The 17,773-nt window shown below is 70.5% G+C and carries 19 protein-coding genes; 11 read left to right on the forward strand and 8 right to left on the reverse strand.

Features of this window, described 5'->3' with window-relative positions:
• Positions 1-132 precede the first annotated feature (132 nt).
• Positions 133-285, forward strand: a complete 153-nt coding sequence (locus tag ACWF7A_RS30450) for a LuxR C-terminal-related transcriptional regulator (protein ID WP_452253937.1) — start codon at positions 133-135, stop codon at positions 283-285.
• On the opposite strand, the gene ACWF7A_RS30455 is transcribed toward ACWF7A_RS30450, so the two are convergent.
• Positions 275-1,855, reverse strand: coding sequence for a penicillin-binding transpeptidase domain-containing protein (locus ACWF7A_RS30455; RefSeq protein ID WP_452253938.1), 1,581 nt, complete (start codon positions 1,853-1,855; stop codon positions 275-277). The genes ACWF7A_RS30450 and ACWF7A_RS30455 overlap by 11 nt on opposite strands.
• 78 nt (positions 1,856-1,933) lie before the next feature.
• Entirely contained in the window at positions 1,934-2,674 is a 741-nt protein-coding gene (locus ACWF7A_RS30460; RefSeq protein ID WP_452253939.1) for an SIS domain-containing protein, read from the reverse strand.
• Between the two features lie 102 nt (positions 2,675-2,776).
• On the opposite strand from ACWF7A_RS30460, the gene ACWF7A_RS30465 reads away from it, so the two are divergent.
• Both ACWF7A_RS30465 and ACWF7A_RS30470 read left to right on the forward strand, forming a co-directional pair.
• On the forward strand, positions 2,777-2,959 hold the full coding sequence (locus ACWF7A_RS30465; RefSeq protein WP_452253940.1) for a hypothetical protein: 183 nt from the start codon (positions 2,777-2,779) through the stop codon (positions 2,957-2,959).
• Positions 2,926-3,222, forward strand: coding sequence for a hypothetical protein (locus ACWF7A_RS30470; RefSeq protein ID WP_452253941.1), 297 nt, complete (start codon positions 2,926-2,928; stop codon positions 3,220-3,222). The genes ACWF7A_RS30465 and ACWF7A_RS30470 overlap by 34 nt, the downstream gene beginning before the upstream one ends.
• Here ACWF7A_RS30470 and ACWF7A_RS30475 read toward each other — a convergent pair.
• The 3 genes from ACWF7A_RS30475 to ACWF7A_RS30485 are packed head-to-tail and all read right to left on the reverse strand — an operon-like array spanning position 3,197 to position 5,560.
• Positions 3,197-3,772, reverse strand: a complete 576-nt coding sequence (locus ACWF7A_RS30475; protein WP_452253942.1) for a nucleotidyltransferase family protein — start codon at positions 3,770-3,772, stop codon at positions 3,197-3,199. The two genes, ACWF7A_RS30470 and ACWF7A_RS30475, sit on opposite strands and share 26 nt — an antisense overlap.
• A 10-nt stretch (positions 3,773-3,782) precedes the next feature.
• Complete coding sequence (locus ACWF7A_RS30480) at positions 3,783-4,445, reverse strand: response regulator transcription factor (RefSeq protein ID WP_452253943.1); 663 nt, start codon at positions 4,443-4,445, stop codon at positions 3,783-3,785.
• Entirely contained in the window at positions 4,442-5,560 is a 1,119-nt protein-coding gene (locus ACWF7A_RS30485; RefSeq protein ID WP_452253944.1) for a sensor histidine kinase, read from the reverse strand. Before ACWF7A_RS30485 ends, ACWF7A_RS30480 begins: the two co-directional genes overlap by 4 nt.
• A gap of 85 nt (positions 5,561-5,645) precedes the next feature.
• On the opposite strand from ACWF7A_RS30485, the gene ACWF7A_RS30490 reads away from it, so the two are divergent.
• A complete protein-coding gene (locus ACWF7A_RS30490) occupies positions 5,646-7,088 on the forward strand; it encodes a hypothetical protein (RefSeq protein ID WP_452253945.1) in 1,443 nt (480 codons plus the stop codon).
• Here the strand turns inward: ACWF7A_RS30490 and ACWF7A_RS30495 are convergent.
• Positions 7,021-7,845 (reverse strand): alpha/beta fold hydrolase, encoded by an 825-nt coding sequence (locus tag ACWF7A_RS30495; RefSeq protein ID WP_452253946.1) that lies wholly within the window; start codon positions 7,843-7,845, stop codon positions 7,021-7,023. The genes ACWF7A_RS30490 and ACWF7A_RS30495 overlap by 68 nt on opposite strands.
• Before the next feature lie 124 nt (positions 7,846-7,969).
• Here ACWF7A_RS30495 and ACWF7A_RS30500 point away from each other — a divergent pair, with 124 nt between their 5' ends.
• The 5 genes from ACWF7A_RS30500 to shbA all read left to right on the forward strand — a co-directional run bounded on the left by ACWF7A_RS30500 (position 7,970) and on the right by shbA (position 12,571).
• Complete coding sequence (locus ACWF7A_RS30500) at positions 7,970-8,608, forward strand: alpha/beta hydrolase (RefSeq protein ID WP_452253947.1); 639 nt, start codon at positions 7,970-7,972, stop codon at positions 8,606-8,608.
• Positions 8,601-9,839, forward strand: coding sequence for an NAD(P)/FAD-dependent oxidoreductase (locus ACWF7A_RS30505; RefSeq protein WP_452253948.1), 1,239 nt, complete (start codon positions 8,601-8,603; stop codon positions 9,837-9,839). The genes ACWF7A_RS30500 and ACWF7A_RS30505 overlap by 8 nt, the downstream gene beginning before the upstream one ends.
• Positions 9,836-10,516 carry a DUF1365 domain-containing protein gene (locus tag ACWF7A_RS30510; protein ID WP_452253949.1) on the forward strand — a complete coding sequence of 227 codons (681 nt, stop codon included), beginning with the start codon at positions 9,836-9,838 and terminating at the stop codon, positions 10,514-10,516. Before ACWF7A_RS30505 ends, ACWF7A_RS30510 begins: the two co-directional genes overlap by 4 nt.
• Positions 10,513-11,739 carry a class I SAM-dependent methyltransferase gene (locus ACWF7A_RS30515; protein WP_452253950.1) on the forward strand — a complete coding sequence of 409 codons (1,227 nt, stop codon included), beginning with the start codon at positions 10,513-10,515 and terminating at the stop codon, positions 11,737-11,739. The genes ACWF7A_RS30510 and ACWF7A_RS30515 overlap by 4 nt, the downstream gene beginning before the upstream one ends.
• 229 nt (positions 11,740-11,968) lie before the next feature.
• The gene (shbA, locus tag ACWF7A_RS30520) at positions 11,969-12,571 is read left to right on the forward strand and encodes an RNA polymerase sigma factor ShbA (protein ID WP_452253951.1); all 603 of its coding nucleotides are present in this window, start codon (positions 11,969-11,971) and stop codon (positions 12,569-12,571) included.
• On the opposite strand, the gene ACWF7A_RS30525 is transcribed toward shbA, so the two are convergent.
• Both ACWF7A_RS30525 and ACWF7A_RS30530 read right to left on the reverse strand, forming a co-directional pair.
• A complete protein-coding gene (locus ACWF7A_RS30525; protein ID WP_452253952.1) occupies positions 12,534-13,217 on the reverse strand; it encodes an alpha/beta fold hydrolase in 684 nt (227 codons plus the stop codon). The two genes, shbA and ACWF7A_RS30525, sit on opposite strands and share 38 nt — an antisense overlap.
• A gap of 64 nt (positions 13,218-13,281) precedes the next feature.
• On the reverse strand, positions 13,282-14,460 hold the full coding sequence (locus tag ACWF7A_RS30530) for an MFS transporter (RefSeq protein ID WP_452253953.1): 1,179 nt from the start codon (positions 14,458-14,460) through the stop codon (positions 13,282-13,284).
• A gap of 50 nt (positions 14,461-14,510) precedes the next feature.
• On the opposite strand from ACWF7A_RS30530, the gene ACWF7A_RS30535 reads away from it, so the two are divergent.
• Together ACWF7A_RS30535 and ACWF7A_RS30540 are read left to right on the forward strand one after the other, a co-directional pair.
• On the forward strand, positions 14,511-15,551 hold the full coding sequence (locus tag ACWF7A_RS30535) for a carbohydrate kinase family protein (protein ID WP_452253954.1): 1,041 nt from the start codon (positions 14,511-14,513) through the stop codon (positions 15,549-15,551).
• Between the two features lie 99 nt (positions 15,552-15,650).
• Entirely contained in the window at positions 15,651-17,768 is a 2,118-nt protein-coding gene (locus tag ACWF7A_RS30540; RefSeq protein WP_452253955.1) for a transglycosylase domain-containing protein, read from the forward strand.
• Positions 17,769-17,773 lie beyond the last annotated feature (5 nt).

Here is a 17,773-nt window from a genome sequence, read left to right on the forward strand (position 1 = left end):
CCACATCTCCCCCCCCCACCCCGCAAACCTCTTGTATGGTATTTCGGGGGGGGTTTTTTTTTGTTAACCCCGGGGGGGGGGGGGGGGGGGGGGGGGGGGGGGGCGGGGGGGGGGGGGCCCCCCCACCGCGATGTGGCGCAGGGTCTCTTCATCACCGAGGCCACCGTGAAGTCACACCTGCTCAACATCTACGCGAAGCTCGAGGTGAGCGACCGCGCCGCGGCCGTCACCGAGGCGTTCCACCGCGGGCTTCTCGTCCCGCGAGAGCAGCGGTTCAGCCCTTGAGGAACGCCGCCGTCGCGTTCAGCGCGCTCTGCGACGAGCCCGCCTTCTCCACGACCACCGCGAACGCGACGTTGTTCTGGTAGCCGACGAACCAGCCGTGCGCCTCGCCGCCACCGGCCTCCGCCGTGCCCGTCTTCCCCGCCAGGCCGGGGATTCCGGCGAGCTGCTTCGCGGTTCCGGAGGTGACGACCTCGCGCATCATCGCCCGCAACGGCTGCAGGACGGCGGCGGGCGGACCCGCGGCGACGTCGTTCGGCTCGGACGGCCTGCCGCGCAACAGGGTCGGCGTCGGTGTGCGGCCGGAGACGACGGTGGCGGCGACCAGGGCCATGCCGAACGGGCTGGCCACGACGTTGCCCTGGCCGAAGCTGTTCTCCACCCGCTGGTCGCCGGTGGCCGCCGGGACCTTGCCGGTGTTCGTCTCGGCGCCGGGCACGGTCCAGTCGGCGCCCAGGCCGAACCGCTTCGCCATCGCGGGCAGCGCGTTCGGGTCGAGCTTCGACCCCAGCTCGCCGAACGTCGTGTTGCAGGACAGGGCGAATGCCGTGTGGAACGGCACGCTGTCGTGGCCGAAGCCCGCGTTGCTGATCGTGCGGGTGCCGATGGTGGCCTTGGCCGTGCAGGGAACGGCGGTGCCCGACTGCACGAGGCCCGCGTCCATGGCCGCCGCGGCCGTGACGATCTTCAGCGCCGAACCGGGGGCGTAGCGGCCGATGAACGGGTTGGTGCCGGTCAACGACTTGTTCTGCGCCACCGCCAGGATCTCGCTGGTGGTGGCGTCGACGGCGACGATCGAGGCGCCCTGCGGAAGGGCGTCGACCGCGGCCTGGGCGGCTGCCTGACGGGCCGGGTCGATCGTGACGGTGATCTTCTCACCGCCCTCCACCTTCTTGCTGTCCAGCAAGGTGAACGCACCGCCGGCGGTGATGCCGACCTCCCAGCCGTCGATGCCCTTCACGTCGCCGACCACGCCGGTGATCGTCTTGTAGAGGCCGTCCGGGAGCGTGCCCTGGACCAGAGGTTTGCCGTCGCGCCCCAGCAAAGCGCCGTCCGCCAGCGCCTTGCGGTAGGTGAGGGCGGCGCCCTCGGTGAGCTGAGGGTGCAGGACCGCGGGCGTCCAGCGCACCTTCCAGCCACCGTCGGCGCGGACCATCGGGACCTTGACGTCGTACTTCAGCTGGGCCGCGCTCGGCATGGTCCAGGTGACGGACGCCGTGTACTCGGTGCTCGTGGCGTCGGCGGCCGGTGGTGGCGAGGTCGCCACGAGGGCCTGGAAAGCCGAGGCGCCCATTCCGGCCTTGGTGGCTTCGAGGGCGGTGGTCGCCGCTGCCGGTGCGTCGGTGCGGAGGGCGGCGGCGGCCGGACCGGAGATCGCCCCGTTCAGGAAGGCGACGGCGACCTCCAGCGGTGTGTCGGGCGCCTTCGTCGTCACCGGTGCCGGGTTCGCCGTGTCGTTGACGACCATGATCTTCTTGCTGCCCGACCAGAGCAGGACGCCCGCCACGCCGACGATGGCCGTCGTGACGAGCGCGCCGCTGATCAGGATCCTCTTGCGAGTTTTCTGCTCCACTGTTCAGTTCCCCCAGGTAAGTGCATTCCCCGGTGGGAGACTAACGGTGGAGCGGGCGGAATCCGTGAGGATTTCTACCTATCCGAGCTGTGGGATGCGGGTCTGGTAGTGGCGGAGCAGGTCGGCGTTGGCCGCGTCGCCGCCCTCCACGTTCGCGCTGCGCCACAACGGCAGTCGCACTCCGGACTCGGTCGCCTTGTCGATCAGGCGGACCATCAGCAGGTTCCACAGGAACGTGGTCGCGAGCGTGGAGATCGCCGCGGTCACCGGGGCGTGCTCGGGGTAGGTCGAGTCACCGGGCGGGACGAGGTTGTCGAGCACGACGGTCGAGACCTCGGCCAGGGTCGCGCCGGCACGACGGGGTGCCTGGGCGCTGGAGGCGACCGAGGTGACGCCGACGACCGGGCAGCCCTTGCTCGCGGCCTCCTGGGCCAGTTCGACGGGGTAGTGGTTGACGCCCGAGGTCGAGAACACGAACAGGACGTCGTGCGGGGCGAGGCCCGACTCGCGCAGGACCTCGCCCGCGAGGCCGGAGCGCCGTTCGGCCGACGTGCTGCTGATCGCGCCGTGCATCGGGAGCAGTTCGGGGTGGTAGATCGGGCGGACGCAGGCCAGGCCGCCCGCGCGGTAGAAGGTCTCGGCGACCGCCGCGAGCGAGTGCCCCGCACCTGCGGTGAGAAGGATTCCGTCCGCTTCGACGGCGGCCAGCACGAGCTCGGCCACGTCGTCGAGCGCGGCCGCGTTGTGCTGCTCGACGCGCGTCAGGTGCGTGCGCACGAGGTTGCCGTAGTCGGATCCGGTCACGGTGTCGGTCGTCATGCGGGTCAGTAGTACCGGATCGCAGATCACCTCACCAGTAACCCGGGCACCACAAACCTCGATACGCGCGATGAGGGGTGCGGTGGCGCTCGTGGACAGGGGGTGGGTTTGACCAGGCGGTACTTCTACTTCTGGGTGGTGCTGGTGGCCGTCTTCACGGCGGCGGCGGCCACGAACATCGCGCTGGCGGTGACCTACTCCGAGCTGTGGCCGGTGTGGGCGGCGCTGGTGCTGCTCGTCGTGGCCGGGGCGTGCGCGAGAGCGGCCGTCCGGGCGAGGCCCTGAAACCTCAGGCCAGCAGCTCGACGCCCAGCGCCGACGCCGTGTGCAGCACCGAGTTGCGGTGGCGCTGGGCGACGGCCAGGCCCGCGTCGCGCAGCCTCAACGGTCGCAGCTACTTCGGCGGCCACTACGCCACGATCGTCGGCTACCGCGCCGGCGGCACCGAGTTCGCCGTGTCCGACCCCGCCTACTCGGGTGGCGGGCTGCACTGGCTGAGCGCCTCGAACGTCTCGTCGGGCATCAAGCTCCGCCGGTACGTCGCCTGAGGTCCTCGGGCCGATCCACGTCGGCACCGTCCGCCACGTCGGCGCACTCGACCTGGCGGACGGTGTTCGCGCGGAGGTAGTCCCGGGCGCCCTGGTCGCCGGCCGCCGACGCCACGACGCCCGCGAAGTGGTCCGACCCGATCAGCACGGGATGCCCGACCTCGCCGCCGTAGGTGGCCCTGGCCAGCGCTTTCGGTTCGGCGAGCGCCATCAGCCGGTGCAGGGCCTCGACGGTGACCCCCGGTGTGTCCACGGGCAGGACGAGCACCGCGTCCGCGCTGCCGACCGCGTGCAGACCGGTGCGCAACGACGAGCCCATGCCGGTGTCCCAGTGCGGGTTGTCGACGACCGTCACGCCTTCGAGCCTCGCCCGTTGCCGCACCTCGGACGCCTGCGCGCCCAGCACCACGACGACCGGGTCGCACCCGGCGGCCCTGAGGAGCTCCGCGGCAGAGTCGACGAAGAGCTCGCCGTCCAGTGGGACGAGTGCCTTGGGGGAGCCGAACCGGCGACCGGCCCCCGCGGCGAGCAGAAGACCGGCCACGCGCATGGCTCTGAATCTAGCCGCTTCCGCTGATCCGGTAGCCGACTCCCGGTGTCGTCGCGATGATCGGCGGCTCGCCCAGCTTGCGGCGCAACCGGCCCACCGTCACGGTCACGGTGTTGGTGAACGGGTCGGCGTGCTCGTCCCACACCCGCTCCAGCAGAGCCTCGGCGCTCAGGAAGCCGGGATGTGCCCCCAGCAGTGCCTCCAGGACGGCGAACTCCTTCACGGAGAGGGTGAGGTGCCGCCCGTCCCGCACGACGGTCCGGCGCACCGGGTCCAGTTCGATCCCCGCCGCGCGCAACGTCGGGGGCCTGGCGTCCGGCCTGCGGCGGGCCAGCGCCCGGACGCGCAGCACGAGCTCGGGGAAGTGGAACGGCTTGGCCAGGTAGTCGTCGGCGCCCAGGGTCAGCCCGCTGACCCGGTCGCCGGGCGCGCCCGCCGCGGTCAGCATCAGCACCATCGGCCTGCCCGCCCGCTCGATGATCAACCGGCACAGCACGTCACCGTGGAGTCCCGGCAGGTCCCGGTCCAGGAGCACCACGTCGTACGGGGTGAGGTCGAGGCCGGCGGCGACCAGTCCGTCGTGCGCGAGGTCGACGGCCATCCCCTGGTCGCGGAGTCCTTCGGCGACGATCTCGGCGAGGGCGTGGTCGTCTTCCACGACGAGGACCCTCACGCCGGCACCTCCGCGGCCGGCAGCGTGATCGACACGCCCAGGCCGCCCTCCGGCAGCGCGCGCAGGTCTAGCCGGCCGCCGTGTGCGGCGGCGATGGTGGCCACGATGGACAGGCCCAGCCCCGACGAGCCGATGCGCTCACCGCCGAGCCGTTCGAAGGGCTGCGCCAGCCGGTCGACCTCCCGCTGGTCGAAGACGGGCCCGCCGGACTGGACGACCAGCACCGCGTTCTCCGCGTCCGCGGAGCCGGTGACCCTGACCCATCCACCGGTCTCGTTGTGCTTCACGGCGTTGTCGACGACGTTGCCCACCAGCCGCGCCAGCAACGCCGGACTGCCGTGGGCGACCGCTTCCCGAGGTACGTCCACCGTCACGGTCAGCCTCTTCGCCCCGACGCCGGCGGACAGCTCGTGCAGCGCGTCTCCGGCGAGCTCACCCAGGTCAACGGGGGCGGCGTCGGCCGGCGCGCCGTGCTGCGCTCTGGCCAGCAGGAGGAACCCGTCGAGCAAGTGGTCGACCCGGTCGAGCTGCACTCGCAGGCGGTCCGCGAGCGCCACCGTCGAGGCCGCCGGGCCGGGTTTGGCGACCGCGACGTCCAGCGACGCCCGCATCGTCGCCAGCGGGGTGCGCAGCTCGTGGGAGGCGTTGGCGGCGAAGCGCCGTTGCGCGGTGAACGACACCTCGAGCCGTTCGAGCAGCTCGTCGATGGTGTCCGCGAGGCCCTTCACCTCGTCGGCCGGGCCGGTGACGGCCAGCCGCCGGTCGAGGCTGTCGGCGGAGATGTGCCGGGTGGCGTTGGTGATCGTCCGCAACGGCCGCAGCACGCGTCGCGCCAGCACCCGGCCGGCCAGCAGCGAGACGACGGCCATCACGACCAGCGCCAGCGACGACCCTGCCAGCAGCTGACGTGCCTGCTGCGCGTGCACCTCGGCCAGCTGCGCCTGCAATTGCTGGACCTGCTGCTGTGCCGCGTCCTGGACGGGCGTGTTCCCGGCGGGCGCGGTGTCGCTCAGGCCGCCGGACAGCAGGAAGGTCAGGAGCAGCAGCCCGATGCCGGACACGAGGAACACAGTGGCGTACAGGATCGTGAACCGGGCCCCGGCGGTTCTGCTCATCGCGTCAGAATGCCGGGAGCGGCCTAACAACGGCATGACAAGGCGGGTTCGGGCCGTGTCACCCGCCGGTCGGTAGACCCGGACCATGTCGATCACCGCACTTCTCCGCAGGGAGTGGACCGCGTTCCGCACCCCGGGCCGCCTGCTCTCCCTGGCCGTCGCCGCCCTGTCCGTCATCGTGCCTGGCCTGCTGTTCGGCGCCGCCTCCTCCTGCGACGGCCCGTGCTCCACCGTCAGCGACACGTTCTGGTTCCGGCACCAGGACCTCGGTCGTGAAGGCGCCATCACGGTCAGGATGACGTCGATGACCGGGACGATCACCTACCCGCCGCCCGGTCACGACCAGATCGTCGCCGGGCTCGTGCCGTGGGCGAAAACCGGGATCATCGTGAAGGACGGCGTACGGCAGGGTTCTCGGTACGCGGCGCTGGCGATGACCGGCGGTCACGGCGTGCGTTTCCAGCACGACTACGAGCACGACGTCGCCGGAGGCACGGGCAGCGTCTCGGCGCAGTCGCCGCTCTGGCTGCGCCTGACCCGTTCGGGCGACACGATCACCGGGTCCGAGTCCGCGGACGGCGAGCGGTGGCACGTGGTCGGGACCGCGGAGCTCACGGGACTTCCGGACACCGTCCAGATCGGACTCTTCGCCACCTCGCCGGGCGACCTCACGCTCCGCGAGACCGGCCTCGGAGGCGCGATCGAGGAGGTGCGGTTCACCCAGGCCGTCGGCGTCTTCGACACCGTCACCGTCCAGGGCGGTACCGGCCGGTGGGACGACGGACCGGTCGGCGAGATGAACCACACGGACTGGGAGAAGTTCCACAACGCGTCAGGGGTGGTGGAGGAGGACGGTGTCGTCACGATCAGCGGCACCGGCGACATCGGGCCGATCGGTGAGGGTGGCGCGCGCGGCGTCGAGAAGACGCTGTCCGGCTTGGTGATCGCGTTGGTCGTCGTGCTCGTGGTGGCGGCACGTCATGGCGCTCGAACGGCTCGCGAGACGACCTCCCGGCAGGTGGTCGCTGCCCAGGCGGCCGTCATCGGATCGACCACCTTCGTCACCGGCCTGGCGGGCGCCGGCATCGTCGTCGCGGCCGCGACGACGCCGGTGTGGACGGGTGCGCGGGTGGTCGTCGGCGTCGCCGCGGTGCTCGCGCTCTGCGCCGTCTTCTCCCACAGCCTCGGCGTGTGGCTGCGCCGCGGCTGGGCGGCGGTCCTCGCCGGACTGTCGCTGGTCGCCCTGCCGTACGTCGTCACGTCGGTTCCGCTGCTGCCCGACGCGGTCGCGGACTGGCTGCTGCGTCTCACCCCTGCCGCGGGCTTCGCCGTCAAGCAGACGGTGGTGGAGCATCCGCAGGTGACGGCGCACTACGCACCGTCGGCCGGGTACTTCCCGTTGCCGGGATGGGTGGGGTTCGCCGTGCTCTGCGCGTACGTGGCGGCGGTGCTGTGGCTGGCTAGCCCAGGTTCTCGAGGATCAGCGAGGACGCGGCTTCCGGGATCTCCTCGGGGATCCAGTGGCTGACGTCCTCGACCATCTCGAACCGGTACGGCCCGGTGCACCACTTCTCGGTCTCGAACGCCGCGAACGACCCGAACGCGACGTCCTCGGTGCTCCACACGTACATGGTCTTGACGCCGACCTTGTCCGCGGCGCCGTCCGGCCGACCCGCGCGGTACCAGTTGAGCGCGGCCGTGAGGGCGCCCGGCTCGGACAGCCGCTGGACGTACTCCTCGACGTGCGAGGGCCGGATCCGCCACTCGAACATCTGCTTGAGGGCCTGCGCGTTGTTGTCGAGCATGCGCTTCTCGGTGCTGCGCTCACGCCAGTCGCGCATGTACTGCGACCGCATCGCCTGCTCCTCGTCGGTCTGCAGCGCGGTCCTGAGCGCGCCGGGGTGCGGCGTGGAGAAGACGGTGAGGGTGCGCAGCCGTTCGGGGTGCTCGATCGCGGTCCACCACGCGACGGCGCCGCCCCAGTCGTGGCCGACCAGGTCGAACGTGTCCCAGCCCAGGGAGTCCGCCATCGCGATCACGTCGCCGACCAGGTGCGTGACCGAGTACTCGGACACCTGCTCCGGCCGCACGCCGGGGGAGTAGCCGCGCTGGTCGGGGGCGACGGCGCGGAAGCCGTTCACGCCGAGGACCGCGACCTGGTGCTCCCACTCGAGGGCGGCCTCGGGGAAGCCGTGCAGCAGCAGCACCGGGCGGCCGTCCTCGGGACCGGACGCGATGGCGTCGAAGGAGCCGGCCTCGGTGGAGATGCTGATGTGGTCGATCACGGGTTCGGACACTACCTGTGTGAGCTGGCTCTCATCAGCCGAGCCAACTGCCGTGGCCTCACGAACATCAAGAGTGCACCCGCATGTAGACGTGGCGAAACCACAGGGCGATACGAATGCTGTCGTGTTAGTGCTGCACGGCGGACGAGAACACGGCACCGACCCCGTGCGGCGCCTCAACCTCGCGTACCTGCGGATGGTTCCCCTGGCCCGCGCCCTGCGCGCCCCCGGCGTCGAGGTCTGGACCCTGCGCTACCGGGTGCGCGGCTGGAACGCGCCGAGCCTCGACCCGGTGAAGGACGCCCGGTGGGCCCTGGACCGGATCTCCGAGCTCCACCCCGGCAAGCCGATCGTGCTCGTCGGGCACTCGATGGGCGGGCGGACCGCGTTGCGCGTCGCCGGGCACCCGAACGTGGTCGCCGTGTGCGCGCTGGCGCCGTGGCTCGTGCCCGGAGAGCCGTTCGAGCAGCTCAGGGGCAAGGCGCTGCTCATCGCGCACGGGGACATGGAGCGGATGACGGACCCGGCGAAGTCGCTGGCGTTCGCCCGGCAGGCCAAGACCGTGACGGACCGCGTCGCGCGGTTCAGCGTCATCGGCGACGGGCACGCGATGCTGAAGAGGGCGCGCGACTGGACCCGTCTGGTCGTAGCTTTCGTCCACGGTGAGCTCGGGCTCGAACCGGTGGCACCGGACATCGCGAATGCGATGCGAGAGGCCTCACCGCGAGGCCTCGACGTGCCGTTGGGAGGCTCGCGTGGCTGAGGTCGCCGTCATCGGAGCAGGGGTTGCCGGGCTCACCGCCGCCTACGTGTTGCAGCGCAAGCACGACGTGACGCTGTTCGAGGCCGACGACCGGCTCGGTGGCCACGCGCACACGCACGACATCGGCGGCACGGCCGTCGACTCGGGGTTCATCGTCCACAACGAACGGACCTACCCGAACCTGATCCGCCTCTTCCGCGAGCTCGGCGTGTCCACTCAGGACTCCGAGATGTCGATGAGCGTGCGGTGCGACGGCTGCGGGCTCGAGTACGCCGGGGCACGGAAGCTGCCCGGCCTGTTCGCCCAGCCGAAGAACGTCGTCAACGGTCGTTATGTCCGGATGCTCGCCGAGGTCACCCGGTTCTACAAGCACGCCCAGCGCGTCCTCGCTCACGAGGAGGCGCACGACGTCACGCTCGGCGCGTTCCTCGCGATCGGCGGGTACAGCCGCTACTTCGTCGACCACTTCATCATCCCGCTGGTCAGCGCCGTGTGGTCGTCCGGCGCGGCGCTGAGCATGAAGTACCCGGCCTGGTACCTGTTCGAGTTCCTCGCGAACCACGGGATGCTCGCCATCGGCGGCACCCCGCAGTGGAAGACCGTGGTCGGCGGCTCGCGCACCTACGTCGACCGTGCCGTGCGGGGGCTCAAGGCCGTGCACGTCGGCACGCCCGTGCGGGCCGTGACGCGCATCGGTGCGGGCGTGGAGATCCGCGACGAGAACAACGTGGCGCACACCGCGGACCACGTCGTCATCGCCACGCACCCGGACCAGGCGCTGGGGCTGCTCGCCGACCCGACGCGCGAGGAGAAGGAGGTGCTCGGCGCCTTCCGGTACTCGCGCAACGAGACGTGGCTGCACACCGACGCCTCGATCCTGCCGAGGGCGAGCGGCGCGCAGGCGTCGTGGAACCTCTACAAGCGGGCCTGCCGGGAAGCGGACGACCAGGTGCTCGTCAGCTACCACATGAACCGGCTGATGCGGCTCGACGAGCCCCGCGACTTCGTCGTCACGCTGAACCCGCACGACGTGAACCCGGACCGGGTGCTGGCGAAGATGGTCTACGAGCACCCGATCTACACGCCGGAGTCCGTTGCCGCGCAACGACGCCTGGCCGAGATCAACACCGGCACGACCGCCTACGCCGGCGCGTACCACGGCTGGGGCTTCCACGAGGACGGCTGCGCGTCCGGCGTGCGTGCCGCCCAGCACTTCGGAGTGCAGTGGTGATCTACGACGTCCTCATCACCCACCAGCGCCGCGAGTTGCTGGATCGCACGTTCAGCCACCGCGCCTACATGTGGCTGGTAGACCTCGGTGACATGCCGAAGGTCCCGTGGTGGGCGCGGCCGTTCGCGAAGTTCGAGGCCCGCGACCACCTCGGCTCGCCGGACAAGACCATCCGCGAGAACCTGGACGAGTGGCTGGCCGGGCACGGGATCGACCTCAGCGGCGGGCAGGTCCTGATGCTCGCCAACGCGCGCGTGCTCGGTTACGTCTTCAACCCGCTGTCCGTGTACTGGTGCCACGACGCTGCCGGAGAGCTCGTGTGCGTCGTCGCGGAAGTGCACAACACCTACGGCGGACGGCACTGCTATCTGCTGCGCACCGACGACAAGGGCCGTGCGTCGGTGGACAAGGAGTTCTACGTCTCCCCGTTCCTGGAAGTCGACGGCCACTACGTGATGAAGCTGCCGAAGCCAGGAGCCCAACTGTCCGTGACCATCGCGTTGCGGCAGAACGGGAAGACGACCTTCAGCGCGACGATGAAGGGCGAGCGCAGTTCGGGACTGCGCATGCTGCTACGCCGTCCGCTGATGCCCCAGCGCGTGTCCGCGTTGATCCGCCGCCACGGAATCGCGCTCTACCTCAGGCGCGTCCCGATCATCCCCAGGAGTGATGGATGAGCACGTTGTCCTTGCCCCGTCCCGGTCAGGGCATCTGGCCAGGGCTCTTCAAGGCACCGCGTTCGCCGATGCGCGCCCGCATCGCCGAGTCGCTGTTCCGAAACGCCGTGCGCACGCTGCCGGTGACCGTGCAGTTCCCCGACGGCAGGACGTGGGGAGCAGGTGGCCCGGTGATGCGGCTCGCCCGTCCCGACGAGTTCTTCCACCGCCTCGGCGCCGACGCCAAGATCGGCTTCGGCGAGGCCTACATGGTGGGCGACTGGGTGTCCGACGAGCTCGCGGACGTGCTCGCGGTGTTCGCGGCCAAGCTCTCGACCCTGATCCCTCCCGGCCTGCAGCGGATGCGGCGGTGGGCCGAGCGTCGCCAGACCGAGGTCAACGACGTCGCGGGCTCCCGGCAGAACATCCACCGGCACTACGACCTGTCGAACGAGCTGTTCGCGGTGTTCCTCGACGAGACGATGACGTACTCGTCGGCGTTGTTCGACCGCGGCGAGACCGACCTGCACACGGCCCAGCTGCGCAAGATCGACGGCGTGCTCGACTACGCGGGCGTCCGGTCCGGCTCCCGCGTGCTCGAGATCGGCACGGGCTGGGGCGCGCTCGCCATCCGGGCGGCGCAGCGGGGCGCCACGGTCACGTCGCTGACCATCTCCGCCGAACAGCGCAAGCTGGCACTGGACCGGGTGAGGGACGCCGGTCTCCACGATCGGGTGACGGTCGAGCTGCGTGACTACCGAGAGGAGCACGGTCAGTACGACGCCGTCGTCAGCGTCGAGATGATCGAGGCGGTCGGCGCCGAGTACTGGCCCGAGTACTTCTCGATGCTCGACCGCGTGCTGGCTCCGGGCGGCCGCGTCGGGCTGCAGGCGATCACCATGCCGCACGACCGCATGATCGCGAGCAAGGCCAGCTACACCTGGATCCACAAGTACATCTTCCCCGGCGGGCTCATCCCGTCCGTGCGGTCGATCGAGGAGTCGGTGCGCGACCACACCCGGCTGCGGATCGCCGAGACCCGGTCGTTCGGCGACGACTACGCCGAGACCCTCCGGCGGTGGCGCGAGACGTTCCTCACCCGTTGGGACGAGGTGCGGGAGCTGGGCTTCGACGACACGTTCCGCCGGATGTGGGAGTTCTACCTCGCCTACTCGGAGGCCGGTTTCCGCGTCGGATACCTCGGGGTGCAGCAGTTCGGCATGGCCGAAAGACTGGGCCGTTAGGACCACGTTCTACCCCAAAAGGGTGCCGCTGGCCCCACCCGACTGGACTTCGTGGTCCTCTTTGAAGCAGGCGGTATCAATCGGCTCGCTGCGGTCTCTTCTTCAGTGAAGCCCCAGTGTCGCTGTAGTGGAGGAGGTCGCCGGGATGGTTATGCCCACAGCCGTGCGGACCGGTGGCGGTGTCGGCGTCCTCAGTGCCGAGGAGGCTTGGAATTCGCCAACGGTGCCCATGCGCCGTCGGGTGCGCCAAGCGCCGGTCTCCAACCAGTGGCTCGCCGAAGCCGAGTTCGCCGACCTCGTCGATGCCGCTCTTGCCGGAGACAGACGGGCGGTCGAGCACCTGCTCGGCCGCATCCAGCCGCTGATCGTGCGCTACTGCCGCGCCCGTGTCGGCGGTCGTGAGCGCACGCTGGTCTCGGCGGAGGACATCGCGCAGGAGGTGTGCGTGGCGGTGCTCGGCGCGTTGTCGAAGTACCGCTACGAACCCGGCTCGTTCCTCGCGTTCGTGTACGGCATCGCCGCGCACAAGGTCGCCGACGCGCGCCGCCGCGCCGTCCGCAACCGCGCGGAGGTCGTGCCGGAGCTGCCGGACTGCCCCTCGCTGGAGACCGGCCCGGAGCAGCACGCGGTCAACGGCGAGATGATGGCCCAGGTCACGCGCCTGCTGCACAAGCTCCCGGCCCGCCAGCGCGAGATCCTCGTGCTGCGGGTGGCCGTGGGCCTGTCCGCGGAGGAGGTCGCGCTGGCGGTCGCGTCGACGCCTGGTGCCGTGCGGGTGGCACAGCACCGGGCGCTCACCCGGATGCGGGAGATGATCGCCGAGGAAGGCTGACGCGCTCGATGATCGCGGCGAGCTCTCGCGGGCAGGACAGGAACGGGGAGTGTCCTGCATCGAGACGTTCCGCGGCCCTCGCTCGTCCCGCCATGGCCTCCTGGGCCTGCGGCGGGATCGCGTTGTCCTTCTCGCTGATGACGTAGGTGCTCGGCGTCCGGTGCCAGGCCGCTGCCGTGAGCTGGTCGGTGAAGGCCCTCCGGCTCTGCGGGAGGAGCTTCTCGGTCGGTGGGTTCTCGACGTCGTTGAAGAAGATGGTCTCCGGCGTCAGCGCGTGGACGACGTCTTCTTCTGCGCGCCACCACGGCGGCGGCGTGCCTCCGACCATGCCGAGCAGCGAGTCGCCGACATCAGGCATGCACGCGGCCACGTAGACGAGGTGCTGGACGTCGGGCGTGGCCGCCTGAGTCGCCGGGATGCCGCCGTAGGAGTGCGCGACGATCACCGTCGGGCCGTCGATCGTGTCCCTGATCGCCTGGGCGTCGTCGTGCATGCCGTACCTGGGCGCGCCGTGCGGCGCCACGCTGGGCAGGTCGACGGTGTCGACTCGCCAGCCGGTGGACTCGAGGAGGGTGCGCAGCGGTTCCCAGCACCAGGAGCCGTGCCAGGCGCCGTGCACCAGCAGCAGAGCGGGGCGTTCGGACATGTCCTCAGTGGACGCTCCGGGCGGTGCCGCCGCAAAGCTCGGGCTTCCGCTGGCCGGAAGCCCTTCACGTCCGCAGGTCGCTGCACCCCGCGATCGCCGCCGTGACCAGCACCAACGCCCCGAACACGAGCAACGCGACCGCGCCGCCGGCGAGATCCGCCAGCAACGCCCCGACCACCGGGGCGACCGGCGTGAACCCACGGCTGACGAAGTTCAGCAGGGCGTCCATGCGCCCCATCAGCTCGTCGGGCACCAGTTCGGTGAACACGGCGCCCACGGAGACGTTGAGCATCGGTGTGCCGACCGCGGTGAGCATGAGCGGCACGAACGGCCACCACGCGCCGAACGGCAGAGCCATCGCCATCATGCTCGCGCCGAACAGGGTGAGCACCGCGACGACCAGCCTGCTCGGCGCCATCGTGACCCTGGGCGACAGCAGGGCGCCCAGGACGCCGCCCACGCCGATGCCCGTGAGCACCAGGCCGACGAGCCAGTCGGACCCGCCGCGCTCCTTGACCAGCGCCATGACCGGGAGCAACGAGGCCGTGCCGAGCAGGTTCATGACCACGAAGATCGCGAGCACGTTGCGCAGGCCGCGCTGCCGCCACAGCCACGCGCACGGCTCACGAAGGTCCTGCCGCATGCGCTGACGTGGGCGTTCCCCGGTGCGCGGCGGGATCTTGGCGAACCACGCGCACGCGGCCGCGACGAGGAACGACAGGGCGTCGCCGACGAACGGGACCGAGCGGCCCAGGCCGAAGAGCAGCGCGCCGAGCGACGGGCCGGCCAGGTACGCCACGTGGGTGCGCGCCTCCTCCTGCGCGTACGCGGCCTTGAGCTGGGCGGGAGGCACGATCTCCTTGATCGCCGTCGCCCTGGCCGGGCCCGCGAACGCGGTGCAGACGCCGTCCACCGCCGCCAGCACGAGGAACAGGGGGATCGAGTCGAGGCCGCTGACGACGTTGGCCGCCATCACCGCGACGGCCACGGCCTGGGTGGTCTGGCTCCGGACGAGGACCTTGCCGCGGTCCCAGCGGTCCACCCACACGCCCGCCGGCATCTGAGCGAGGATCAGCGCCGTCGCCCGCACGCCCGCGATCACGCCCGCCCAGAAGAGCGATCCGGTGACCGCGAGGATCAGCAGGGGGACCGCGACCGTCGTGAGCTGGGTGCCGAGCTGCGAGACCGCACCGCCCAGCCACAGCAGCTGGAACTGGACGTTTTTTCTGAGCGGCACCGCCATGCGGACGTTTCTAACGCATGATCACCGGCCGCGGGTGGCAAGGTTTACGCATGGCTGACCCCGGCGCCGAACCCGCCTACGACGTGCTGCTCACCGGCACCGTGTTCCTCGACATCATCTTCACCGGCCTGCCCCGCCCACCGGAGCCGGGGACCGAGGTGTGGGCCGACGGCCTCGGGTCGTGTCCCGGCGGGATCGCGAACCTCGCGGTGGCGCTGCGCCGCCTGGAGCTGAAGACGGCGCTCGCGGCGGCGTTCGGCGAGGACGCGTACGGCGACTTCTGCTGGGACGTGTTGGCGGAGCAGGAGGGCGTCGACCTCTCCTACTGCCGTCGCTTCTACGGCTGGCACTCGCCCGTGACCGTGTCCATGGCGATGGAACGTGACCGCAGCATGGTCACGCACGGGCACAAGTCGCCCGTGATCGCGGACGACCTCTTCGCGCCGCCGCCGTCGACCAAGGCGTGCTTCGTGCACATCCAGGCCGAGGACGAGCAGTGGGTGCGCACGGCGAAGGAGAACGGCGCCCTGCTGTTCGCCGACATCGGCTGGGACCGCACCGGGGCGTGGTCACCGGAGCTGCTGCGGCGACTCGACGGATATGACGTGTTCCTCCCGAACCACGTGGAGGCGCAGGGCTACACCCGCACCGACACGCCCGAGGCCGCCGCGCGCGAGCTCGCCGAGCACGTGCCCGTGGTGGTCGTCACACGCGGGGGCGGGGGAGCGGTCGCCGTCGACAGCGCGACCGGCGAGTGCGTGGACGTGCCGGGGCTGAACGTCGCGCAGCTCGACGCGACCGGTGCCGGTGACGTGTTTGGGGCCGGGTTCGTGATGGGCACTCTGGCCGGGTGGCCGCTCGAACACCGGGTGCGGTTCGCGAACCTGTGCGCCGCGCTGTCCGTGCAACATTTCGGTGGCTCGCTGTCGGCTCCGGGCTGGGGTGACATCGCGGTCTGGTGGCGGACGGTGAGCAGGCGGCCGGACGAGGAACTGGCTCGGTACGGGTTCCTCGACGACCTGCTTCCCGACCACGCGGGCGTCGAGGTGCGCCGTGCCAGCCCGACGATCGGACTGCGGTTGCTCCGGTAGGTTGGAAAACAGTCGATCAGCGGACGCAACCTCATGGGCCTTCCGCGCGACTTATACGTGTAGAGAGTCTCTGGGGTTTTGCTCGGAAGGAGTTGCGGGTTGTTCGCCGCACGCGCGTCAGGCTTGGTCAAGTTGCTGGGGTTGTGCCTGACTGCGGGCGTGCTCCTCGCCGCGATGGTGTTCCCGTTCGTCGGAGGTCTCGGGCTCGCGTCCAACCGCGCGGCCGACACGGTCGACCAGACGTCGGGCGACCTCGCGAAGGGTGAGCTGCCGCTCGTCACCACCATCCAGGACATGAACGGCGACCCGATCGCCTACCTGTACGACCAGTACCGCATCCCGTTGGAGTCCAAGGACATCGCGGACACCATGAAGGGTGCGATCCTGGCCATTGAGGACAAACGGTTCTACGACCACCAGGGCGTCGACTGGCAGGGCATCGCCCGTGCCGCCGCCAAGGCCGGTGTGGACGGTGGGGCGACGCAGGGCGCGTCGACGCTCACCCAGCAGTACGTGAAGAACTACATGGCGTTCGTGCTCGGCGCCGACAACGAGCAGGAGGCCTGGGAGAAGGCCACCGAGGCCACCATCGGCCGCAAGATGCGCGAAGCGCGCGTCGCGTTGCAGCTCGAGCAGCAGATGACCAAGGACGAGATCCTCACCGGCTACCTCAACATCGTGCCGCTGGGCAACCAGACCTACGGTGTCGGCGCGGCGGCGAAGGCGTACTTCAACACCACCGCCGACAAGCTGACCGTCCCGCAGGCCGCGCTGCTCGCCGCGATCGCGAACCGCCCGTCGTCGCTGAACCCCGGCGCCTCCCCGGAGAAGGCGCTGGAGCGCCGCAACATCGTCATCGACAAGATGCGCGAGAACGGCGCGTTCGGCGCCGACGAGACCGAGGCGAAGAAGAAGGCCGAGGAGTTCAAGGCGCAGCCGATGGGCGTCGTCGAGGACCTGCAGATCCTGCCCAAGGGCTGCGTCGGCTCCGGTGACGGCCCGATCTACGGCTTCTTCTGCGACTACCTGCTCGACTACCTGCGCACCGCCGGCATCACGAACAAGGAACTGCAGCGCGGCGGCCTCACCATCAAGACCACGATGGACCCGAAGGCCACCAAGGCCGCGAAGCAGTCGGCCGAGCAGCAGGTGCCGAAGACCCAGAACGGCATCGCGAACGTCATGTCCGTCGTGCAGCCGGGCACCGACAAGCACCGCGTGCGCGCCCTCGTCGCCTCCCGCGACTACGGCAACAAGGCCGAGCTCGGCCAGGTCGCCCGCCCCGTGCCCGCCGAGGTCCTGCCGTTCGGTCCCGGCTCGGTGAACAAGGTCTTCACCGCCGCCGCGGCCCTCGAGCGCAACGTCATCGGCATCGACAAGCCCATGGACGTCCCGAAGGTCTACTACTCGAAGGTCTACCCCAACGGCGGCGCGCCGTGGAAGGTCGAGAACGCGGGCACCTACGGCGAGAAGATGACGCTGACCCAGGCCCTCGCGCAGTCCCCGAACACGGGCTTCGTGATCCTGCAGGAGAAGGCGGGCCTCAGCCAGACCGTGGACATGGCCTACCGCCTGGGCATGCGCGAAACCCTCCAGGGCGCGAACCGAGCCGGCGAACCTCTGAAGCAGGACAAGTCGAACGGCCCGTCGCAGGGCGACTGGACGAAGCAGAACAACGCGGGCTCCTACACCCTCGGCCCGGGCGCCACGAGCGTCCTCGAACTGGCGAACGTGGCCGCGACCATCGTCTCCAGCGGCACCTGGTGCCCGCCGAGCCCGGTGGAACAGGTCCTCGACCGCTACGGCAAGCCGATGCAGCTGAAGGAACAGGCCTGCGAGCAGGCCGTGAACCCCGAGCTGGCCAACTCGCTGGCCCAGGGCATGTCCCACGACACGATCGCAGGCGGCACGGCGGCAGACGCGGCGCGCGGCAGCGGCTGGAACCGCCCGACCATCGGCAAGACGGGCACCACCGAAGAGCACAAGTCGGTCGCCTTCCTGGCCGCGACCCCGCAGTACGCGGGCGCCGTCATGACCTACGCCGACGGCAACCGCCCCGAGGTGATCTGCGCGAACCCGATCCGCCTGTGCGGGGGTAGCAACTCGGGTGTGTTCGGTGGTCAGGTCGCGGCACCCACGTGGTTCAACGCGATGAAGGTGATCCACGAGGGCCTGCCGGTGGCACCGCTGCCTCCGGCGGCGGCGAAGTACAAGTAAGCATC

The sequence above is a fragment of the Lentzea sp. NPDC055074 genome, from assembly GCF_053608005.1.